At 37.3% G+C, this 15,241-nt stretch carries 13 protein-coding genes; 5 read left to right on the top strand and 8 right to left on the bottom strand.

Annotated features, from left to right (window positions below; genetic code table 11):
- The first annotated feature begins 86 nt into the window (after positions 1-86).
- Complete coding sequence (locus WBG21_RS04970) at positions 87-539, top strand: hypothetical protein (protein ID WP_340075427.1); 453 nt, start codon at positions 87-89, stop codon at positions 537-539.
- A gap of 100 nt (positions 540-639) precedes the next feature.
- On the opposite strand, the gene WBG21_RS04965 is transcribed toward WBG21_RS04970, so the two are convergent.
- The 4 genes from WBG21_RS04965 to WBG21_RS04950 are packed head-to-tail and all read right to left on the bottom strand — an operon-like array spanning position 640 to position 4,573.
- Entirely contained in the window at positions 640-1,722 is a 1,083-nt protein-coding gene (locus WBG21_RS04965; protein WP_340075425.1) for a bifunctional 3-deoxy-7-phosphoheptulonate synthase/chorismate mutase type II, read from the bottom strand.
- 14 nt (positions 1,723-1,736) lie between these two features.
- Positions 1,737-2,597 (bottom strand): prephenate dehydrogenase, encoded by an 861-nt coding sequence (locus WBG21_RS04960; RefSeq protein ID WP_340075423.1) that lies wholly within the window; start codon positions 2,595-2,597, stop codon positions 1,737-1,739.
- 6 nt (positions 2,598-2,603) lie between these two features.
- Entirely contained in the window at positions 2,604-3,749 is a 1,146-nt protein-coding gene (locus WBG21_RS04955; RefSeq protein ID WP_340075421.1) for a pyridoxal phosphate-dependent aminotransferase, read from the bottom strand.
- Positions 3,746-4,573: a prephenate dehydratase gene (locus tag WBG21_RS04950; protein WP_340075419.1), complete on the bottom strand. Its 828-nt coding sequence runs from the start codon at positions 4,571-4,573 to the stop codon at positions 3,746-3,748. The genes WBG21_RS04955 and WBG21_RS04950 overlap by 4 nt, the downstream gene beginning before the upstream one ends.
- A 339-nt stretch (positions 4,574-4,912) precedes the next feature.
- Between WBG21_RS04950 and gldA the strand changes: the two genes are divergently transcribed.
- Positions 4,913-5,815, top strand: coding sequence for a gliding motility-associated ABC transporter ATP-binding subunit GldA (gene gldA, locus WBG21_RS04945; RefSeq protein ID WP_340075417.1), 903 nt, complete (start codon positions 4,913-4,915; stop codon positions 5,813-5,815).
- Here gldA and WBG21_RS04940 read toward each other — a convergent pair.
- Positions 5,799-6,893, bottom strand: a complete 1,095-nt coding sequence (locus tag WBG21_RS04940) for a serine hydrolase domain-containing protein (protein ID WP_340075415.1) — start codon at positions 6,891-6,893, stop codon at positions 5,799-5,801. The genes gldA and WBG21_RS04940 overlap by 17 nt on opposite strands.
- Positions 6,894-6,966: 73 nt before the next feature.
- Positions 6,967-8,223 carry a methionine adenosyltransferase gene (gene metK / locus WBG21_RS04935; RefSeq protein ID WP_340075413.1) on the bottom strand — a complete coding sequence of 419 codons (1,257 nt, stop codon included), beginning with the start codon at positions 8,221-8,223 and terminating at the stop codon, positions 6,967-6,969.
- Between the two features lie 261 nt (positions 8,224-8,484).
- Between metK and WBG21_RS04930 the strand changes: the two genes are divergently transcribed.
- The 3 genes from WBG21_RS04930 (at position 8,485) to WBG21_RS04920 (ending at position 10,405) form a co-directional block, all read left to right on the top strand.
- Complete coding sequence (locus tag WBG21_RS04930; RefSeq protein ID WP_340075411.1) at positions 8,485-8,931, top strand: hypothetical protein; 447 nt, start codon at positions 8,485-8,487, stop codon at positions 8,929-8,931.
- A 63-nt stretch (positions 8,932-8,994) separates the two neighbouring features.
- Positions 8,995-9,789 (top strand): hypothetical protein, encoded by a 795-nt coding sequence (locus WBG21_RS04925; protein ID WP_340075409.1) that lies wholly within the window; start codon positions 8,995-8,997, stop codon positions 9,787-9,789.
- Between the two features lies 1 nt (position 9,790).
- Positions 9,791-10,405: a deoxynucleoside kinase gene (locus WBG21_RS04920; protein WP_340075407.1), complete on the top strand. Its 615-nt coding sequence runs from the start codon at positions 9,791-9,793 to the stop codon at positions 10,403-10,405.
- Positions 10,406-10,471: 66 nt separating this feature from the next.
- Here WBG21_RS04920 and WBG21_RS04915 read toward each other — a convergent pair whose 3' ends face one another.
- Together WBG21_RS04915 and WBG21_RS04910 are read right to left on the bottom strand one after the other, a co-directional pair.
- Positions 10,472-12,880: a sodium-translocating pyrophosphatase gene (locus WBG21_RS04915; RefSeq protein ID WP_340075405.1), complete on the bottom strand. Its 2,409-nt coding sequence runs from the start codon at positions 12,878-12,880 to the stop codon at positions 10,472-10,474.
- 350 nt (positions 12,881-13,230) lie between these two features.
- Positions 13,231-15,165 carry a hypothetical protein gene (locus WBG21_RS04910; protein ID WP_340075403.1) on the bottom strand — a complete coding sequence of 645 codons (1,935 nt, stop codon included), beginning with the start codon at positions 15,163-15,165 and terminating at the stop codon, positions 13,231-13,233.
- Positions 15,166-15,241: the final 76 nt, after the last annotated feature.

The raw sequence follows: 15,241 nt of genomic DNA, 5'->3' as shown, positions 1-15,241 counted from the left end.
ATGAAATATTTACAAAGTAACGACTTTCTTTTTGAAGAGATGTAGTATATTGTGATGTTAAAAAATCCAATTAAAAACTTAACAACATGAGAAAAATTTTATTCACAATCGCCTTTGCTTTATTTAGCTTTATCGGAGCGGAAGCCCAACAGTATGAGTATAAAGTTATAACCAGTGTAGAATCTATTGTTCCAAATGGTTTGGGAAGATCTCGTCTTATTTCCGCTACAGAGGAACGGGATTATAAGGAATTTACTACTGTTCAATCTGAAGAAAGTAATGAGCGCAATAAATCCGACCGGGGGGATATCCGTGTAAAAGGATATGAGGAGACCAAGCTTCTTAACTTCTATAACCTTGGTGGCATCCGGTTTCAGAACATTGCTGCCAATGATGCTTTAATTACTTCAAAAATTAATACCATGATTGAAGAAGGTTGGGATCTTGCGTTTGTTGCGAGTGCTGTAGAAAGTGAAGGTGGAAAAGGTGATGGTAAAGGTATTTTTATTACCCGTTATATTTTTAAAAGGCCTAAATAATTTAAAGGTGATTGCTCCTTTAATGTCATGTTGAGCGAAGTCGAAATATCTTATTCACAAATATAGATTTCTCGACTTCGCTCGAAATGATAGCTAATATTTACGAATTGATGATTTTTTCCTGGTGGTTGATAGATTCTTGATGGATTGCTTTATATATTCTTAAGATAAATTCTTCACTCAGCCCCCTTTCTTCTCCTTCCAAAATCATTCTTCCTAATATCTCATTCCAACGTTTGCTCTGTAGCACTGCCACATTTCTTTCCTTTTTTAATTTTCCTATCTCATCAGCCGCTTTCATTCTTTTTCCTAAATTTTCCAACAATTGATGGTCTATAACGTCTATTTGCGTCCGCAGTGTGTTCAACTTATTGATGTATCCGGCCGCTGCATCTGTTTCTTTTCGTATTTTCAGGTCTTTCATTATTTGGATCAATGCAGCAGGCGTCACCTGTTGGGCAGCATCGCTCCATGCATTGTCAGGGTCAATATGTGTTTCTATCATCAAACCATCAAAATTAAGATCCAGTGCTATTTGCGAAATGTCAAAAATCATATCTCGTTTTCCTGAAATATGCGAAGGGTCACAAATCAATGGTAAGTCAGGGAATTTATTTTGTAACTCAATCGCCAATTGCCATTCCGGAATATTTCGGTATTTGGTTTTTTCATACGTGGAAAACCCTCGATGTATTACGCCCAGTTTTTCAATATTTGCTGTATGCAACCGTTCTATAGCCCCTAACCACAATGCTAGATCAGGGTTCACTGGGTTTTTTACCAAAACCACTTTATCGGTTCCTTCCAGCGCATTTGCAATTTCTTGTACAATAAAAGGGCTCACGGTTGACCGGGCACCAACCCATAATAAATCAACATCATGCTCCAGCGCCAATTCTACATGTGTAGCATTCGCCACTTCTATAGCTATCAGCATTCCGGTTTCTTCCTTGGCTTTTTGCAACCATTTAAGACCTATGGAACCTACCCCTTCAAAATTACCGGGTCGTGTCCGGGGTTTCCATATCCCAGCACGCAGATACGAAACATCTGTGCCTTTTAACCCATGGGCTGTTTTTAGCACTTGCTCTTCTGTTTCAGCACTACAAGGGCCTGCAATAACCAACGGATGGGAGAGTTTTAATTCATCCAACCAATTCCGCCATTCTTTTTTATTTTCCATAACAATCTGCTTTTCTATGTAGTTTTTAAAGTGATTCCGTTTAATATCTCTTTTATAGTGTTTGTCTGCTCCATCGCTCCATAAATTGCTTCAAAGTTATCTTGTAACATCCATTTTTTAAACTGTTCAAGATTTGCAATGTACTCTTCTAAAGTCTCCATTATGTTCTCTTTGTTTTGTTGAAAGATAGGAGCCCACATATCGGGGGAGCTTTTTGCCAACCGGACAGTACTTTCAAACCCACTACTGGCCATATCAAATATATCACGTTCGTTTTTTTCTTTCTCAATAACCGTCTTTCCCAACATAAAGGAACTTATATGTGATAAATGTGATACATATGCAATATGCTTGTCATGAGCTTTTGCATCCATATAACGGATGCGCATTCCCAATGCACTAAAAAGTTTCAAGGCTCTTTCCTGAAGTTTAAAAGCTGTTTTTTCTACTTCGCAAATAATGTTGGTCTTGTCTTTAAAGAGTCCTTCAACAGCTGCTTTAGGGCCGGAAAATTCGGTTCCGGAAATAGGGTGTGCTGCTAAAAAGTTCCTTCGCTTCGAATGATTTGCTACCGATTCACAAATCAATGATTTGGTTGACCCTACATCAAAAACCAATGTATCATCGTTTATATAGTCCAGAATGGCAGGAAGTGACATCACCGTGGCATTAACAGGAATGGCAACGATTACCACTTCTGCTGCCGTTAAATCTTTCAGTTCAGCTTTCTCATCAATTATCCCAAACTCCAAGGCTTGTTTTATATGGCTTTTATTGATATCAATCCCATAAACAGTGCTTTCAGGGTATGTGGACTTTATATCCAGTGCCATGGAGCCCCCTATCAATCCGATACCGATTATATATATATTCATTTTTTTTTAAAACCTCTTTATTACTTCTTTAATTTTTTCTTTGTCCACACACAATGAAAACCGGATATACCCTTCACCATTACTGCCGAAAATATTCCCCGGTGCTATAAAAACACTTTTGTTATATAAAACAGCATCTATAAACTCTTGTGAAGAGCCAGCTTCTATAGGTAACTTTCCCCAAACAAACATCCCCGCTGTGTTTTTATCATAGGTGCAATTGAGTTTATCTGCCAATTGAAAGATCAATTCTCTTCTTTCATTATAAATATTTTTTAGGTTTTTAAACCATTCTTCGGAACTTTTAAAGGCTTCAATAGCTCCTTTTTGTATCCCATAAAACATACCGCTGTCCATATTGCTTTTTACTTTGAGAATGGCATTGATATATTCTTCTTTTCCGAGCACTGCCCCTACGCGCCATCCGGCCATATTAAAGGTCTTGCTAAGTGAATTGAGTTCTATTGCTACTTCTTTTGACCCTTCAATGCTAAGAAGGCTCATTGGGGTATCATTTAAAATAAAGCTGTATGGGTTGTCATTTACAATCAGGATTTGATGCTTTTTAGCAAAAGCAATCAGTTCTTTAAACAATACTTTGTCTCCTTTTATACCGGTAGGCATGTGTGGATAGTTTACCCATATGAGCTTGCTCTTGGAGAGGTCTTGCTTTTCTAATTCTTTTAGGTCCGGAAGCCAATTGTTTTTTTCTGTTAGGTCATAATATCTGGGAACAGCTTCTACCATGTGGGTGACTGATGTATAGGTAGGGTACCCCGGGTTGGGAATAAGTACCTCATCCCCTTTATTCAAAAAAGCCATGCTGATGTGCATAATACCTTCCTTGGAACCCATGAGGGGCAAAACTTCGGTATTACTGTCTAAGGAAGTATTAAAATATTTCTTATAAAAGTTGACCATTTCCTGTCGCAGTTCTGGCAGTCCTTGATAGCTCTGGTACTGGTGTGCACCAGGGTCTGACACTGCTTCTTGCAATGCTTTTATTACTGTCTCTGGCGGATCAAGGTCCGGGCTGCCTATGCCCATATTAATAATGGGTTTTCCCTGAGCGGCGAGTTGCCGTACCTCCTTTAATTTTTTAGAGAAATAATATTCTGAAACAGTATGTAAACGATTAGCTGTTTTGATCATAACCGTGCTTTTTTGTATTGACCCAATATTTTAAAATCTTCTGCCATAATTTGAAGGATGGATTTCGCCTTGGCATAGTCTTCATACTTGTCAAAAGTGACATCTACAAAAAAAGCATATTTCCATGGGGTTTCTATTTTGGGAAGTGATTGTATTTTGGTAAGGTTCAATTTACAATCGCTCATAACATTTAGTATCGTTGCCAAACTACCTCTTTTATGGTCGAGCTCAAATTTTAAAGATGCCTTATTGATTTCATTTTCAGAAGTTTCCGGATTTTCAGTCTGGAGAATCACAAATCGGGTAGCATTATTATTAATAGTCTGTATCTCTTTTGTTAAAATTTCCAGATTATACAACTTTGCGGCTACCTTACCTGCAATGGCCCCTACCCCTACTATATTATTCTGCTGTATTCTTCTAGCTGTTTCTGCCGTATCTACGTCTTCTACCAATTTGATATAGGGGTAATTTTTGAAAAAATCTTTACATTGAAGCAAAGCCATGGGGTGTGAGTGCACTTCTTTCATATGATTAATGGTCTGACCCGGCAACGCCATCAGGTTATGATGAATACTTATATAATGCTCTCCTACTACATGAAGGTGGTGTTTATCTATGAGGGCATAATTAGGAATGATGGAGCCTGCAATGGAGTTTTCTATAGCCATGACCGCTTTCCCTGATTCTTTTTCCAATAAACTGTCTACGAGTGTATCAAAAGACATGCATTCATCTACAGCAATGAGCTCCCCAAAATATTCCTGTGCCACCTGATGGTGAAAAGAACCTTTTATTCCCTGTATAGCCACTTTATTGTTCATACGTATTAAGTCATAAAAAAAGTCCCGATAATTTCGAGACTTTCTATTTTATATTTAATTCTAATTAACTATACTAAAAAAAGCCTCATCTCTTCTCTAAAATAGTAGAAGAAAAAATAAAATCCTTTCCAGAAATAGTTAGTTAAAAACATTATCTACTCTTATTTGTTGGCTAAAATACTTATTAATTTGAAAAAACAATTACGTTTTATAATTTTTTTCAAATTTTTAAATAAGAAAAAAAGAATCAATAATTCTTGTTTTTAAGTTTTCATTAATTGAGAATAATACATGCATTTTTCAGTTATATAATTGTGTATTTTTGAGGAAACATTTCCTATGTCTATTGAGGTTGTAAATATTTCCAAGCATTATGGCTTGCAGAAAGCGTTGGATTCAGTGTCTTTCTCTGTTAAAAAAGGGGAAATTGTTGGTTTTTTAGGCCCTAACGGTGCCGGGAAATCTACCTTAATGAAAATCCTCACTACATATCTTCAGGCTGATGAAGGAAGTGCGAAAATAAACGGTCATGATGTGATTTCGGCTAAAAAGGCAGTGCAAAAAAGCATTGGATATTTACCAGAACACAATCCGCTATATCTCGATATGTATGTGCGAGAGTATCTGGCTTTTAATGCAGATGTTTACAACATTCCGAAAAGTTGCATTGAAGAAGTTATCGAATTAACCGGATTGTTACCGGAAGCGCATAAAAAAATTCATCAATTGTCAAAAGGGTACCGGCAACGAGTGGGTTTGGCTACGGCATTGCTCCATAAACCTGATGTATTGATCCTTGATGAACCTACTACGGGATTGGACCCTAATCAATTGGCTGAAATACGGAACGTAATCAAAAATGTAGGTGAAGAAAAGACCGTTTTGCTATCTACTCATATCATGCAGGAAGTGGAGGCTATCTGTGACCGAGTGATTATTATTAATAAGGGGGTTATTGTAACTGATAAAAAGCTTTCGGAGCTTCGCGATGCTCAAACCCAAATAATTGAAGTGGAATTTGATTATCGGGTAGAAACCCCTTTATTACAACAACTTCCATATTTAAAAGAGCTAAAAAACACAGGGGGATTTGTGTATGAACTCACCTTTTCTACTACTAAAGATATGCGACCAGCAGTATTTGATTTTGCACATGATCATCAATTAAAAACGCTTCAACTAAATCAAAAAAATAAAAATTTGGAAAGCCTGTTCAGGGAACTTACTATTGATAGAGCATAGCTCTTTTCATCACTGCATCAATAATTTTATCGGTTTTCTTTTCTATTTGTGGGTTGGTAACATTTATCAGTATAGAAACTACCATGTTCTGTGCAGGATAAATCCTGAAAACAGCATACCCCCCCACTCCATTGCCAATATGTCCATAATAAGGCCTTTTTTTATGGTCATAGCTTACTTCCCAACCAATTCCATAATACGTTAACTGCTCACCTAGTTCTTGAGAAGAGAGAAATTGATGTGTTATGGTACTTGGTATAAAGTCCCCTTTCAGATATGCATTCCCTAATTTTAAAATATCGGTGGCCGTTGATAGGTACCCTCCTCCTGCCAGTTTGTAAAAATTATCGACTTGAGTCGCCAATCGGAATTTCCGCTTTCCTTTCTTAGAGTAAAAAACAGCTTTGTTGAGTATAGGGCTGTTTCCCTCCGGAAACGTATGTTCCATCCCTAGTGGTTTTAATACATTTTCTTCGACATATTCTTCAAAAGGCATCCCAGAGGCCTCCTGCATAGCCAAAGAAATAAGTGTCCAATCATAACTATTGTATGCATAACTGGTGCCCGGTTCAAAAAGAAGTGGGTCATCCTGAAACATGGCGATACCTTCTTTAATCGTCAAAGGTTTATTGTTTAAAAATTCATTGCCTTTGTAGGTACGGATTCCAGCTGTATGGCTTCCTAGTTGCCGGATGGTAAAATCATGTTTTTTTTTAGGGAAATAGGGAACGTATTTGTAGAATGAACTGTCTAGTGTTATTTTTTTTTCTTCTACCATTTTTGCCAATGCTGTTGCTGCCAATGGTTTGGATACACTTGCTATTCTAAAAATGGTTTTTCCAGGTTGTACAGGCTCTTTATTTTCAATATCTGCATAGCCAAAACCTGTTTCCCAAATAGTTTCTCCATTTTTTGATACTGCAATAGCCAGCCCGGGAACTTTTTTTTTCTTAACGAGTTTTTCAATAAGGCGGGTTGCCTTTTTAATGCCTTTGTCGTACTCTGATGGTTGTGAGGATAATGGGAACGCGTACAATAAAATACCCATTATAATTATATAGCGTATTATTTGATTCATCAATTCCTGAAAATTAATCTGTCTTCAAAATGAACTACCGGCTATCAACTGTTTTGAAGCGTTGTAAGTACTCTTATACTCCAAAAATTTCCTTTACCTTATCCACATAATCTAACTTCTCCCAAGTAAATAGTTCTACTTCTTTTTCTATGGTTCCATTGTATGGGGAATTGAATATTTTTTTTACTATCCTAGGTTCTTTACCCATATGCCCATATGCTGCTGATTCTAGATATATAGGGTTTCGAAGTTTTAATCGTTCTTCTATGGCAAAGGGCCGCATGTCAAATATCTCCGCTACTTTTTTAGCAATCTCTCCATCGTTCATATCTACATTAGCTGCTCCATACGTATCTACAAAAATAGAGGTAGGTGCTACTACCCCAATAGCATAGCTTACTTGTACTAATACCTCGTCTGTTACCCCTGCCGCTACCAAATTTTTAGCAATATGCCTTGCTGCATAGGCTGCGCTTCTATCTACTTTGCTTGGGTCTTTTCCACTAAATGCGCCTCCTCCATGAGCTCCTTTTCCGCCATACGTATCTACAATAATTTTTCTACCCGTTAGTCCGGTATCCCCATGAGGGCCTCCTATTACAAACTTCCCTGTAGGGTTTATATGGTAGGTGATTTTATCATTAAAAAGTTCCTGTACATATTGGGGCAATTGTTTTATTACCCGTGGCATTAAGATATTAATGATGTCTTCTTTTATTTTGGCCAACATCTTATTGTCATCTGTATCAAAAGGGTCGTGCTGGGTTGATATTACAATAGTATCTATACGTTGTGGAATATTATCATCACTGTATTCTATAGTTACCTGCGATTTTGCATCGGGTCGTAAATAAGGGATTTCTTTATGCTCTCTTCGCAATGCTGCTAACTCTTGTAATATTTTATGGGAAATATCTAACGCCAAAGGCATATAATTGGCTGTCTCTTTGGTCGCATAGCCAAACATCATGCCTTGGTCTCCTGCTCCTTGTTCTTCTCTTTTTGTACGGTCTACACCTTGGTTAATGTCTTGTGATTGTTCATGAATCAATGAAATGACACCGCACGAATCGCCACTAAACTGATACGCTCCTTTGGTATACCCAATCTTATTAACTACCTCTCTAGCTATTTGTTGTACATCCAAATATGTATTGCTTTTTACTTCTCCTGCTAATATTACTTGCCCGGTCGTAACCATTGTTTCACAAGCTACTTTGCTATTAGGGTCAAATGCTAAGAAGTTATCTAAGAGTGCATCACTTATCTGATCTGCTACTTTGTCAGGATGTCCTTCACTAACTGATTCGGAAGTAAACAAATATGGCATAATTTATTTTTTACATTGTTATAGAAACTTTTGACATGCCTCCTAAAAGAAGGTTGTATTGCTATAGTATTTTTTATACTATAAACAACTTTATCTGTCGGGACTGTAACCTTTCAAACTTTCCTTTCAAAAGTCTGTCGTGCAAATGTAAAAAATGTTTTTTGTATAACATCTTTGCCTTAATGTCTTTTAAAAAAGAATGAGATTTGTCATACATAAAGGCATAAAAACTTAGTATTTTTAATCACTAAAATTAGAATTATGATTGATAAAGAAGCTTTAAAGAAAACAATGGTTGTAATACACCAAAAGCATATTGATGAACTTGAAAATATTCGGGATAGCTATAAGCATGGAGCTGATCTTGATGAAGAGGATACCAGAGATCCGGAAGATTTTTCGCATCAGGATGAATGGACAACTGCTTCCATTAATTTACAATTGCGCATTGAACGGGCACATGAAGAAATGCGATTGATTGAGAAATTCCCTGTTACTCCACTTAATGAGGTTACTTTTGGAGCAGTTGTATGTACGGAAAACCTCAATTTTGTTATTGGTACTGTAATGCCTGTATTTGATTTTGATAATAAAAAATTTGTCGGAATTTCAGAGAATGCTCCTATTTATAAATCTTTAAAAGGGAAACATATTGGCGATGTTTTTAAATTTGGGGATTATTCTTATACCATAAAAACTATCCTATAAAAACAACACAAAGAAGTTTTTATTAATGTGTCCTTTACATTTTTTGTATTTTGTGAGATAGTTATGAATATAGTTACTTCTATTATCTTTTTTTTAACAACAGGACTTCTTTTCTCTCAGGAAAGTATTTCATTATCCATTAAAGATAGTCTTCCGATTACCGCTGATATTTTTATAGGGGTTGATGATTTTAATAATATATACTATATAAAAGATAATATTTTCCATAAAAAAACAGCAAGTAAAGTGTTTGTTTACAATAACCTCCAATTAGGTGCCATATCAAGTGTAGATATATTAAACCCATTAGATATAACTGTTTTTTATAGTGACTTTAATACCGTAATTAAATTAGACAATACATTAAACGAGACTGTTCAAATACGGTTTTCTGAAATCCAAAGCTTTAGAAATGTACAATATGTTTCCACTGCGATCAACAAAAGTTTATGGATCTTTAATACCGATATACAACAACCCGAGTTATTTGATTACCAGCAAAAAAACATATTAAGCATCAATCAACCCATTACAGAGGATGTCATTGCATGGGAAAGCAATTATAACTTCTGCTGGGCATTGACCATAAACACACTATACCAATATAATATTTATGGTAGTTTATTACAAAAAATAGCACTAAACGGATTTGATGATCTTCATCAATCAAGTGAAAACCTTGTTTTGAAGAAGAAAAATAAACTTTTTTACATAAAAAAAGGCAGTTATATAACCATTCCTATAAAATTACCTGTCAATATTTCTATTAAAGATTTTTATCTAAGAGGGGATAACTTGTATATTTACAACAATAAAAAACTTTATCACTTTATACTAAACCTTAATCAACCCGAGTAATATGCATGTCGCTATCGCAGGAAATATTGGTTCCGGAAAAACTACACTTACACATTTACTCTCAAAACATTATAGATGGGATGCCCATTTTGAAGACGTAGAAGACAATCCTTATTTAGATGATTTTTACAATCAAATGGAGCGTTGGAGTTTTAATCTTCAAATTTATTTTTTGAATAGCCGTTTTCGTCAGGTGTTGCAAATCCGGGAAAGTGGCAAAAAAATCATACAAGACCGTACCATCTATGAAGACGCCCATATTTTTGCACCTAATCTGCATGCTATGGGGCTTATGACAAACAAAGACTTTAGCAATTATAAAGCATTGTTTGATTTAATGGAAGGGCTTGTACTTCCCCCGGATCTATTGATCTATCTAAGAAGTTCTATACCCAATCTGGTCAATCAAATTCACCGGCGCGGTCGCGAATATGAAAATTCCATTTCTATTGATTATTTGAGCCGTTTGAATGAGCGTTATGAGGGCTGGGTGCAAAATTATGATAAGGGAAAACTGCTTGTGCTGGATGTTGATAAACTGAATTTTGTTGATAATCCGGAAGATCTCGGGGATATCATCAACCGGATTGATGCAGAAATCCACGGATTGTTTTAATGGGTACTTTTTTAAATAAAAAATGCGGTCATTACTGCCGCATTTTTTCAACATAATATATGCTTACTATTGCTTTTTTTCTATACGAACTTCTTTGATAACTTTCTTTGAGCCTTTCTCGCTAGTCGTATTTATTTCTACTTCAAACTCTTTAAGTTGTTCTTTTATTTCTTCTTCTGTTCCTTTCAGTACCTTTTCTTCTACAATCATTTCCCCATTCTCGTCTGAGGTAATTGTAATAACTGCTTCCACGCCTTCATCATCTCCTGATTTAATCATTTTTACTTCCACTTCTTTCTTTATTTCATTTCCTGATGTCTCAGCACCATGCCCTCCTAAAATTGGAGCAATCACTAATCCTACTAAACAGGTAAGCTTGATAAGAATGTTCATTGATGGACCTGAAGTATCTTTGAATGGATCTCCTACGGTATCTCCCGTTACAGCTGCTTTGTGTGCCTCTGAACCTTTATAGGTCATCTCACCATTGATCATCACACCTGCTTCAAAAGATTTTTTAGCATTGTCCCATGCACCACCGGCATTGTTCTGAAAAATAGCCCACATAACGCCTGAAACACACACACCTGCCATATAGCCCCCTAAAGGCTCGGCACCAAATACCAACCCAATAACAATAGGTGTTATAATAGTGATTAAACCAGGAACTAGCATCTCTTTTAATGCAGCCTTAGTTGATATATCTACACATTTAGCATACTCCGGTGTACCTTTTCCTTCCATAATTCCAGGGATTTCACGGAATTGCCTTCTTACCTCTTGTACCATTTCCATAGCTGCTTTACCTACAGATTGCATCGCTAAAGCGGAGAACACTACCGGGATCATCCCTCCAACAAATAACATGGCCAATACATCTGCTTTAAAAATATTGATCCCATCAATTCCTGTAAATGTCACATATGCGGCAAATAAAGCTAAGGCAGTCAACGCTGCCGATGCAATAGCAAACCCTTTTCCTACTGCAGCTGTGGTGTTCCCTACAGAATCTAGGATATCGGTACGCTCACGAACATGCGGTTCTAATTCACTCATTTCTGCTACGCCTCCTGCATTGTCGGCAATCGGCCCAAAAGCATCAATGGCCAATTGCATCGCCGTAGTAGCCATCATCGCAGATGCTGCCAGTGCTACTCCATAAAACCCTGCTAAAGCATATGAGCCGAATATTGCTGCCGCAAATAAAATAACAGAGAAGAAGGTAGATTTCATACCTACTGCCAATCCGGCAATAATATTTGTAGCTGCTCCGGTAGAGCTGTTTTGTACAATATTCAATACCGGTTTTTTACCTAAGCTTGTATAATAGGCTGTTACCGCAGAAATCAGAGCACCTACCGCCAATCCTATCATGGATGCATAAAACACGTGGCGTGATGGGATTTCTTTTAAACCTTCACCAAAAAAGTTCATCTGCATGGTTTCTGGTAACATCCATCGTATTAAGAACCAGCTTGCTATAAGAGTTAGTATGATTGCTGTCCAGTTTCCAGTATCTAACGCTTTTTGAACTTGAGCCTCTTTTGCTTCATTGCTTGAAATTCTAACTAAAAATGTCCCCAAAATAGAAGCCAATATACCTACACCGGCTATTACCAAAGGTAGCAATATGGGGCCCATATTATTGAATGCATCTGTAAATTGATTGACCGCTGACATGTCTTTTATCACATAGTTTCCAAGCACCATAGCTGCCAATACGGTTGCTACATACGAGCCAAACAAATCAGCACCCATACCAGCCACATCTCCTACATTATCTCCCACATTATCTGCTATCGTTGCCGGGTTTCTAGGATCATCTTCAGGAATTCCTGCTTCTACTTTCCCCACGAGGTCAGCACCTACATCAGCTGCTTTGGTATAAATTCCACCACCTACACGTGCAAATAACGCAATTGATTCTGCTCCTAATGAGAATCCTGCCAAGGTCTCTAGAACGATGGTCATATTCGTATAAAAACTTCCCTCTTGCCCCATAAACTGGCTCAGGAATAACCAAAATAACAAACTGAGCCCTAATACAGCCAATCCTGCAACGCCTAACCCCATTACTGTACCTCCACCAAATGACACTTTTAAGGCTTGTGGCAAACTTGTCTTTGCTGCTTCAGCAGTACGTGTATTCGCCTCTGTGGCAATGCGCATACCTATGTTTCCGGCAAGTGCGGAAAACACAGCTCCTATAATAAACGCCGGAACAATCATCCAACTAGTTGTGTCTACATAATAGGAAATTCCGAATAAGGCGGCAGAAGCTATCAGTACAAATACCAAAAGTAGCCGGTATTCTGCTCCCAAAAAGGCCAAGGCCCCTTCTTTTATTGCTTTAGAAATCCCTTGCATCTTCTCACTTCCTGGGGCTTGTCTTTTAACCCACGTCATTTTAATGAACATAAACAACAATCCTACAATTGCCAATGCGATCGGTGCGAAAATAATATTTGATTCCATTCGTATATAGTCTATAAATTTGCCGTGCAAAAGTATAAAAAGAATGGTATAATAAAAAGGTGCTAGGCGGTTTTATTAAAAATAGAACCCGAATGCCCCAGTTACAACAAATTTTTGGGCATCGGGAAGGTTTAAATAATGAAAATAAGAATGTGCTTAATTATATAAGATTTTCTCATTGAGAAGTACTCCGAAAACATCAATATCATAGAGAGCAATGTCTTGGCAAGTAATCTTTTGGAAATTAGTCATAAAAGCTAATTAAAATAGCTAAAAAAAATAACCGTTTAATGCAATTATATTGATTCTTTATGGTAAACGTTTTTAGCTAAAAGTTATTTAAATTTGGTTTAGTAGAAAACATTTACGAGTACTTGAATTGAATCTTCTCCATCTGTAGATCTAAAAAAAATCCTAGCACTTCCAAAAGTCTGTTTAGAGTTAACGGTAACTGTCGTAAGTCCAGCACTACCTGATGTTTTATCTATTGTAGCAATAAGTGGGTTTTCAATGGTTGCCGTCCAGTCTGTACTAGATCTTATATTAATATCCCCAGAACTTTCAATAGTGAGATCCAACCTAGATGGCCCCTTTATTACAGAGAAAGCAGCACTTCCCTGACTAGTTAACGACACCCATTCTGTACCATTATAGCCTTCAAAATCACTTCCTGTCCACCTAATTGTTCCAGGATTTGCATTGCTGGTATTCCCAATTTTTAAGGCACCGCTTATTTCCATTTTCTCTAATGGGGTTGTTGTGCCAATTCCTACATTGCCGTTAGCATAATTAATACCTCCGGTAATATTGTCCCATTGAGTAGCATTAGTACCCACTTCTTGATCTACATAAGATTTGGTAGCAGCATCTTTTGGGTTAACAGGGTCGGCTACATCAACAATGGAAGTATTCCTCATGTCTAACGAACCTGTTACTTGGGCAGTACCGTTTATGGTGAGCAATTGGTTATCAAACTCACCATAGATTAACGGTAAGGAAGTAGATGAGTTACTGATATATAATTTATTAGAGCCAGTTTCATTCACCCCTGCTCTATACCCTAAAAATACGTTACTGCTTCCATTAGTATTATCACTGCCAGCTGAACGGCCAACAAAAGTATTTCGCTGACCCGTAAGATTGTCATTTCCAGCATTTACGCCAATGAAGACGTTTTCATCACCGGTAGTATGACGATTTCCAGCAGATGCCCCAATAAAAATATTTAGATTACCTTCGGTATTTCCAGTGCTTCCCCCTATAAGAATATTCGTATTGCCAGTAGTATTCTGAGTCCCTGCAAATGTGCCAATAAATATGTTTTGAAATCCCGTCGTATTTTCATTCCCTGCAACACTCCCTATAAAAGTGTTTTGTTGTCCTACATCCGTATTTTTATATCCGGCCTGAAACCCGATAAAAGTATTACTAGATCCTATTGTGTTACTACCTCCTGCAAGTTTTCCAACAAAAGTATTTCGCATACCCGTCGTATTGTTGGATCCGGAAGATTGACCAACAAAGGTGTTATCTGAGCCTGTTGTATTATTGAACCCCGAGAATTGGCCAATAAAAGTATTTAGCAAACCTGTAGTCAAATTATCTCCTGTATTTTTTCCCAGAAGCAGGTTACTTCCTACTTGATCAAGTATCCGTACTCCATCAAGGTTGTATTGTGTAGTGGTATTAATATCTCCGACTATATCCAATTTGGCAGTAGGGATATCTGTACCGACCCCTACATTCCCACCGGCATAGTTAATACCCCCTGCAATATCGTTCCATTGGCTGGTACCACTAACATCTGTAGGTTCCCAAGCCGTGGTATTGGCATTCCATTTTAGTACTTGTCCATCAGCAGCACCTATGTCACCTAGACTGGCAGCTACCCCTGCATCCTGTGCGTAAAGGGCATAGGGTACGGAAAGAAGCTCAAAAGTTCCCAGATTGGTAAAGGCATTACCTCCTGTGGGATCTAAACCCATTTGCACATAGTGGGAAGTGGCTCCCCAATCAATCAAATTAAAATTATCGGTAGTAGTACCATTTCCTACCTCAAGGGTAAAAAGTCCGAAAGCATTGGTAGTAACAGCATGGGTCTCAGTATAGACTATCGTACCAATAGCATTACTTTCCCTGATAATAATTTGTGTGGCAATATTTTTGTTTGCTAACGGGTTACCTGCATTATCGCGAGCAACTGCCTGATAATTGATTTTTTGAGGGGATTGGGCATAGACTGCTACTGCCAATAACAGCATAATAAGTTGTAAATAGGTCTTCATACTTGTTGTAGTTATTAGAATTATAACCTATAACAAATCTAAGAAATAACGTCTAAGTTATGCTGTATATTTACAG

The organism is Leptobacterium meishanense (assembly GCF_037645805.1).
Lineage (GTDB): Bacteria > Bacteroidota > Bacteroidia > Flavobacteriales > Flavobacteriaceae > Leptobacterium_A > Leptobacterium_A meishanense.
This window is presented reverse-complemented; position numbering and strand designations above follow the sequence as displayed.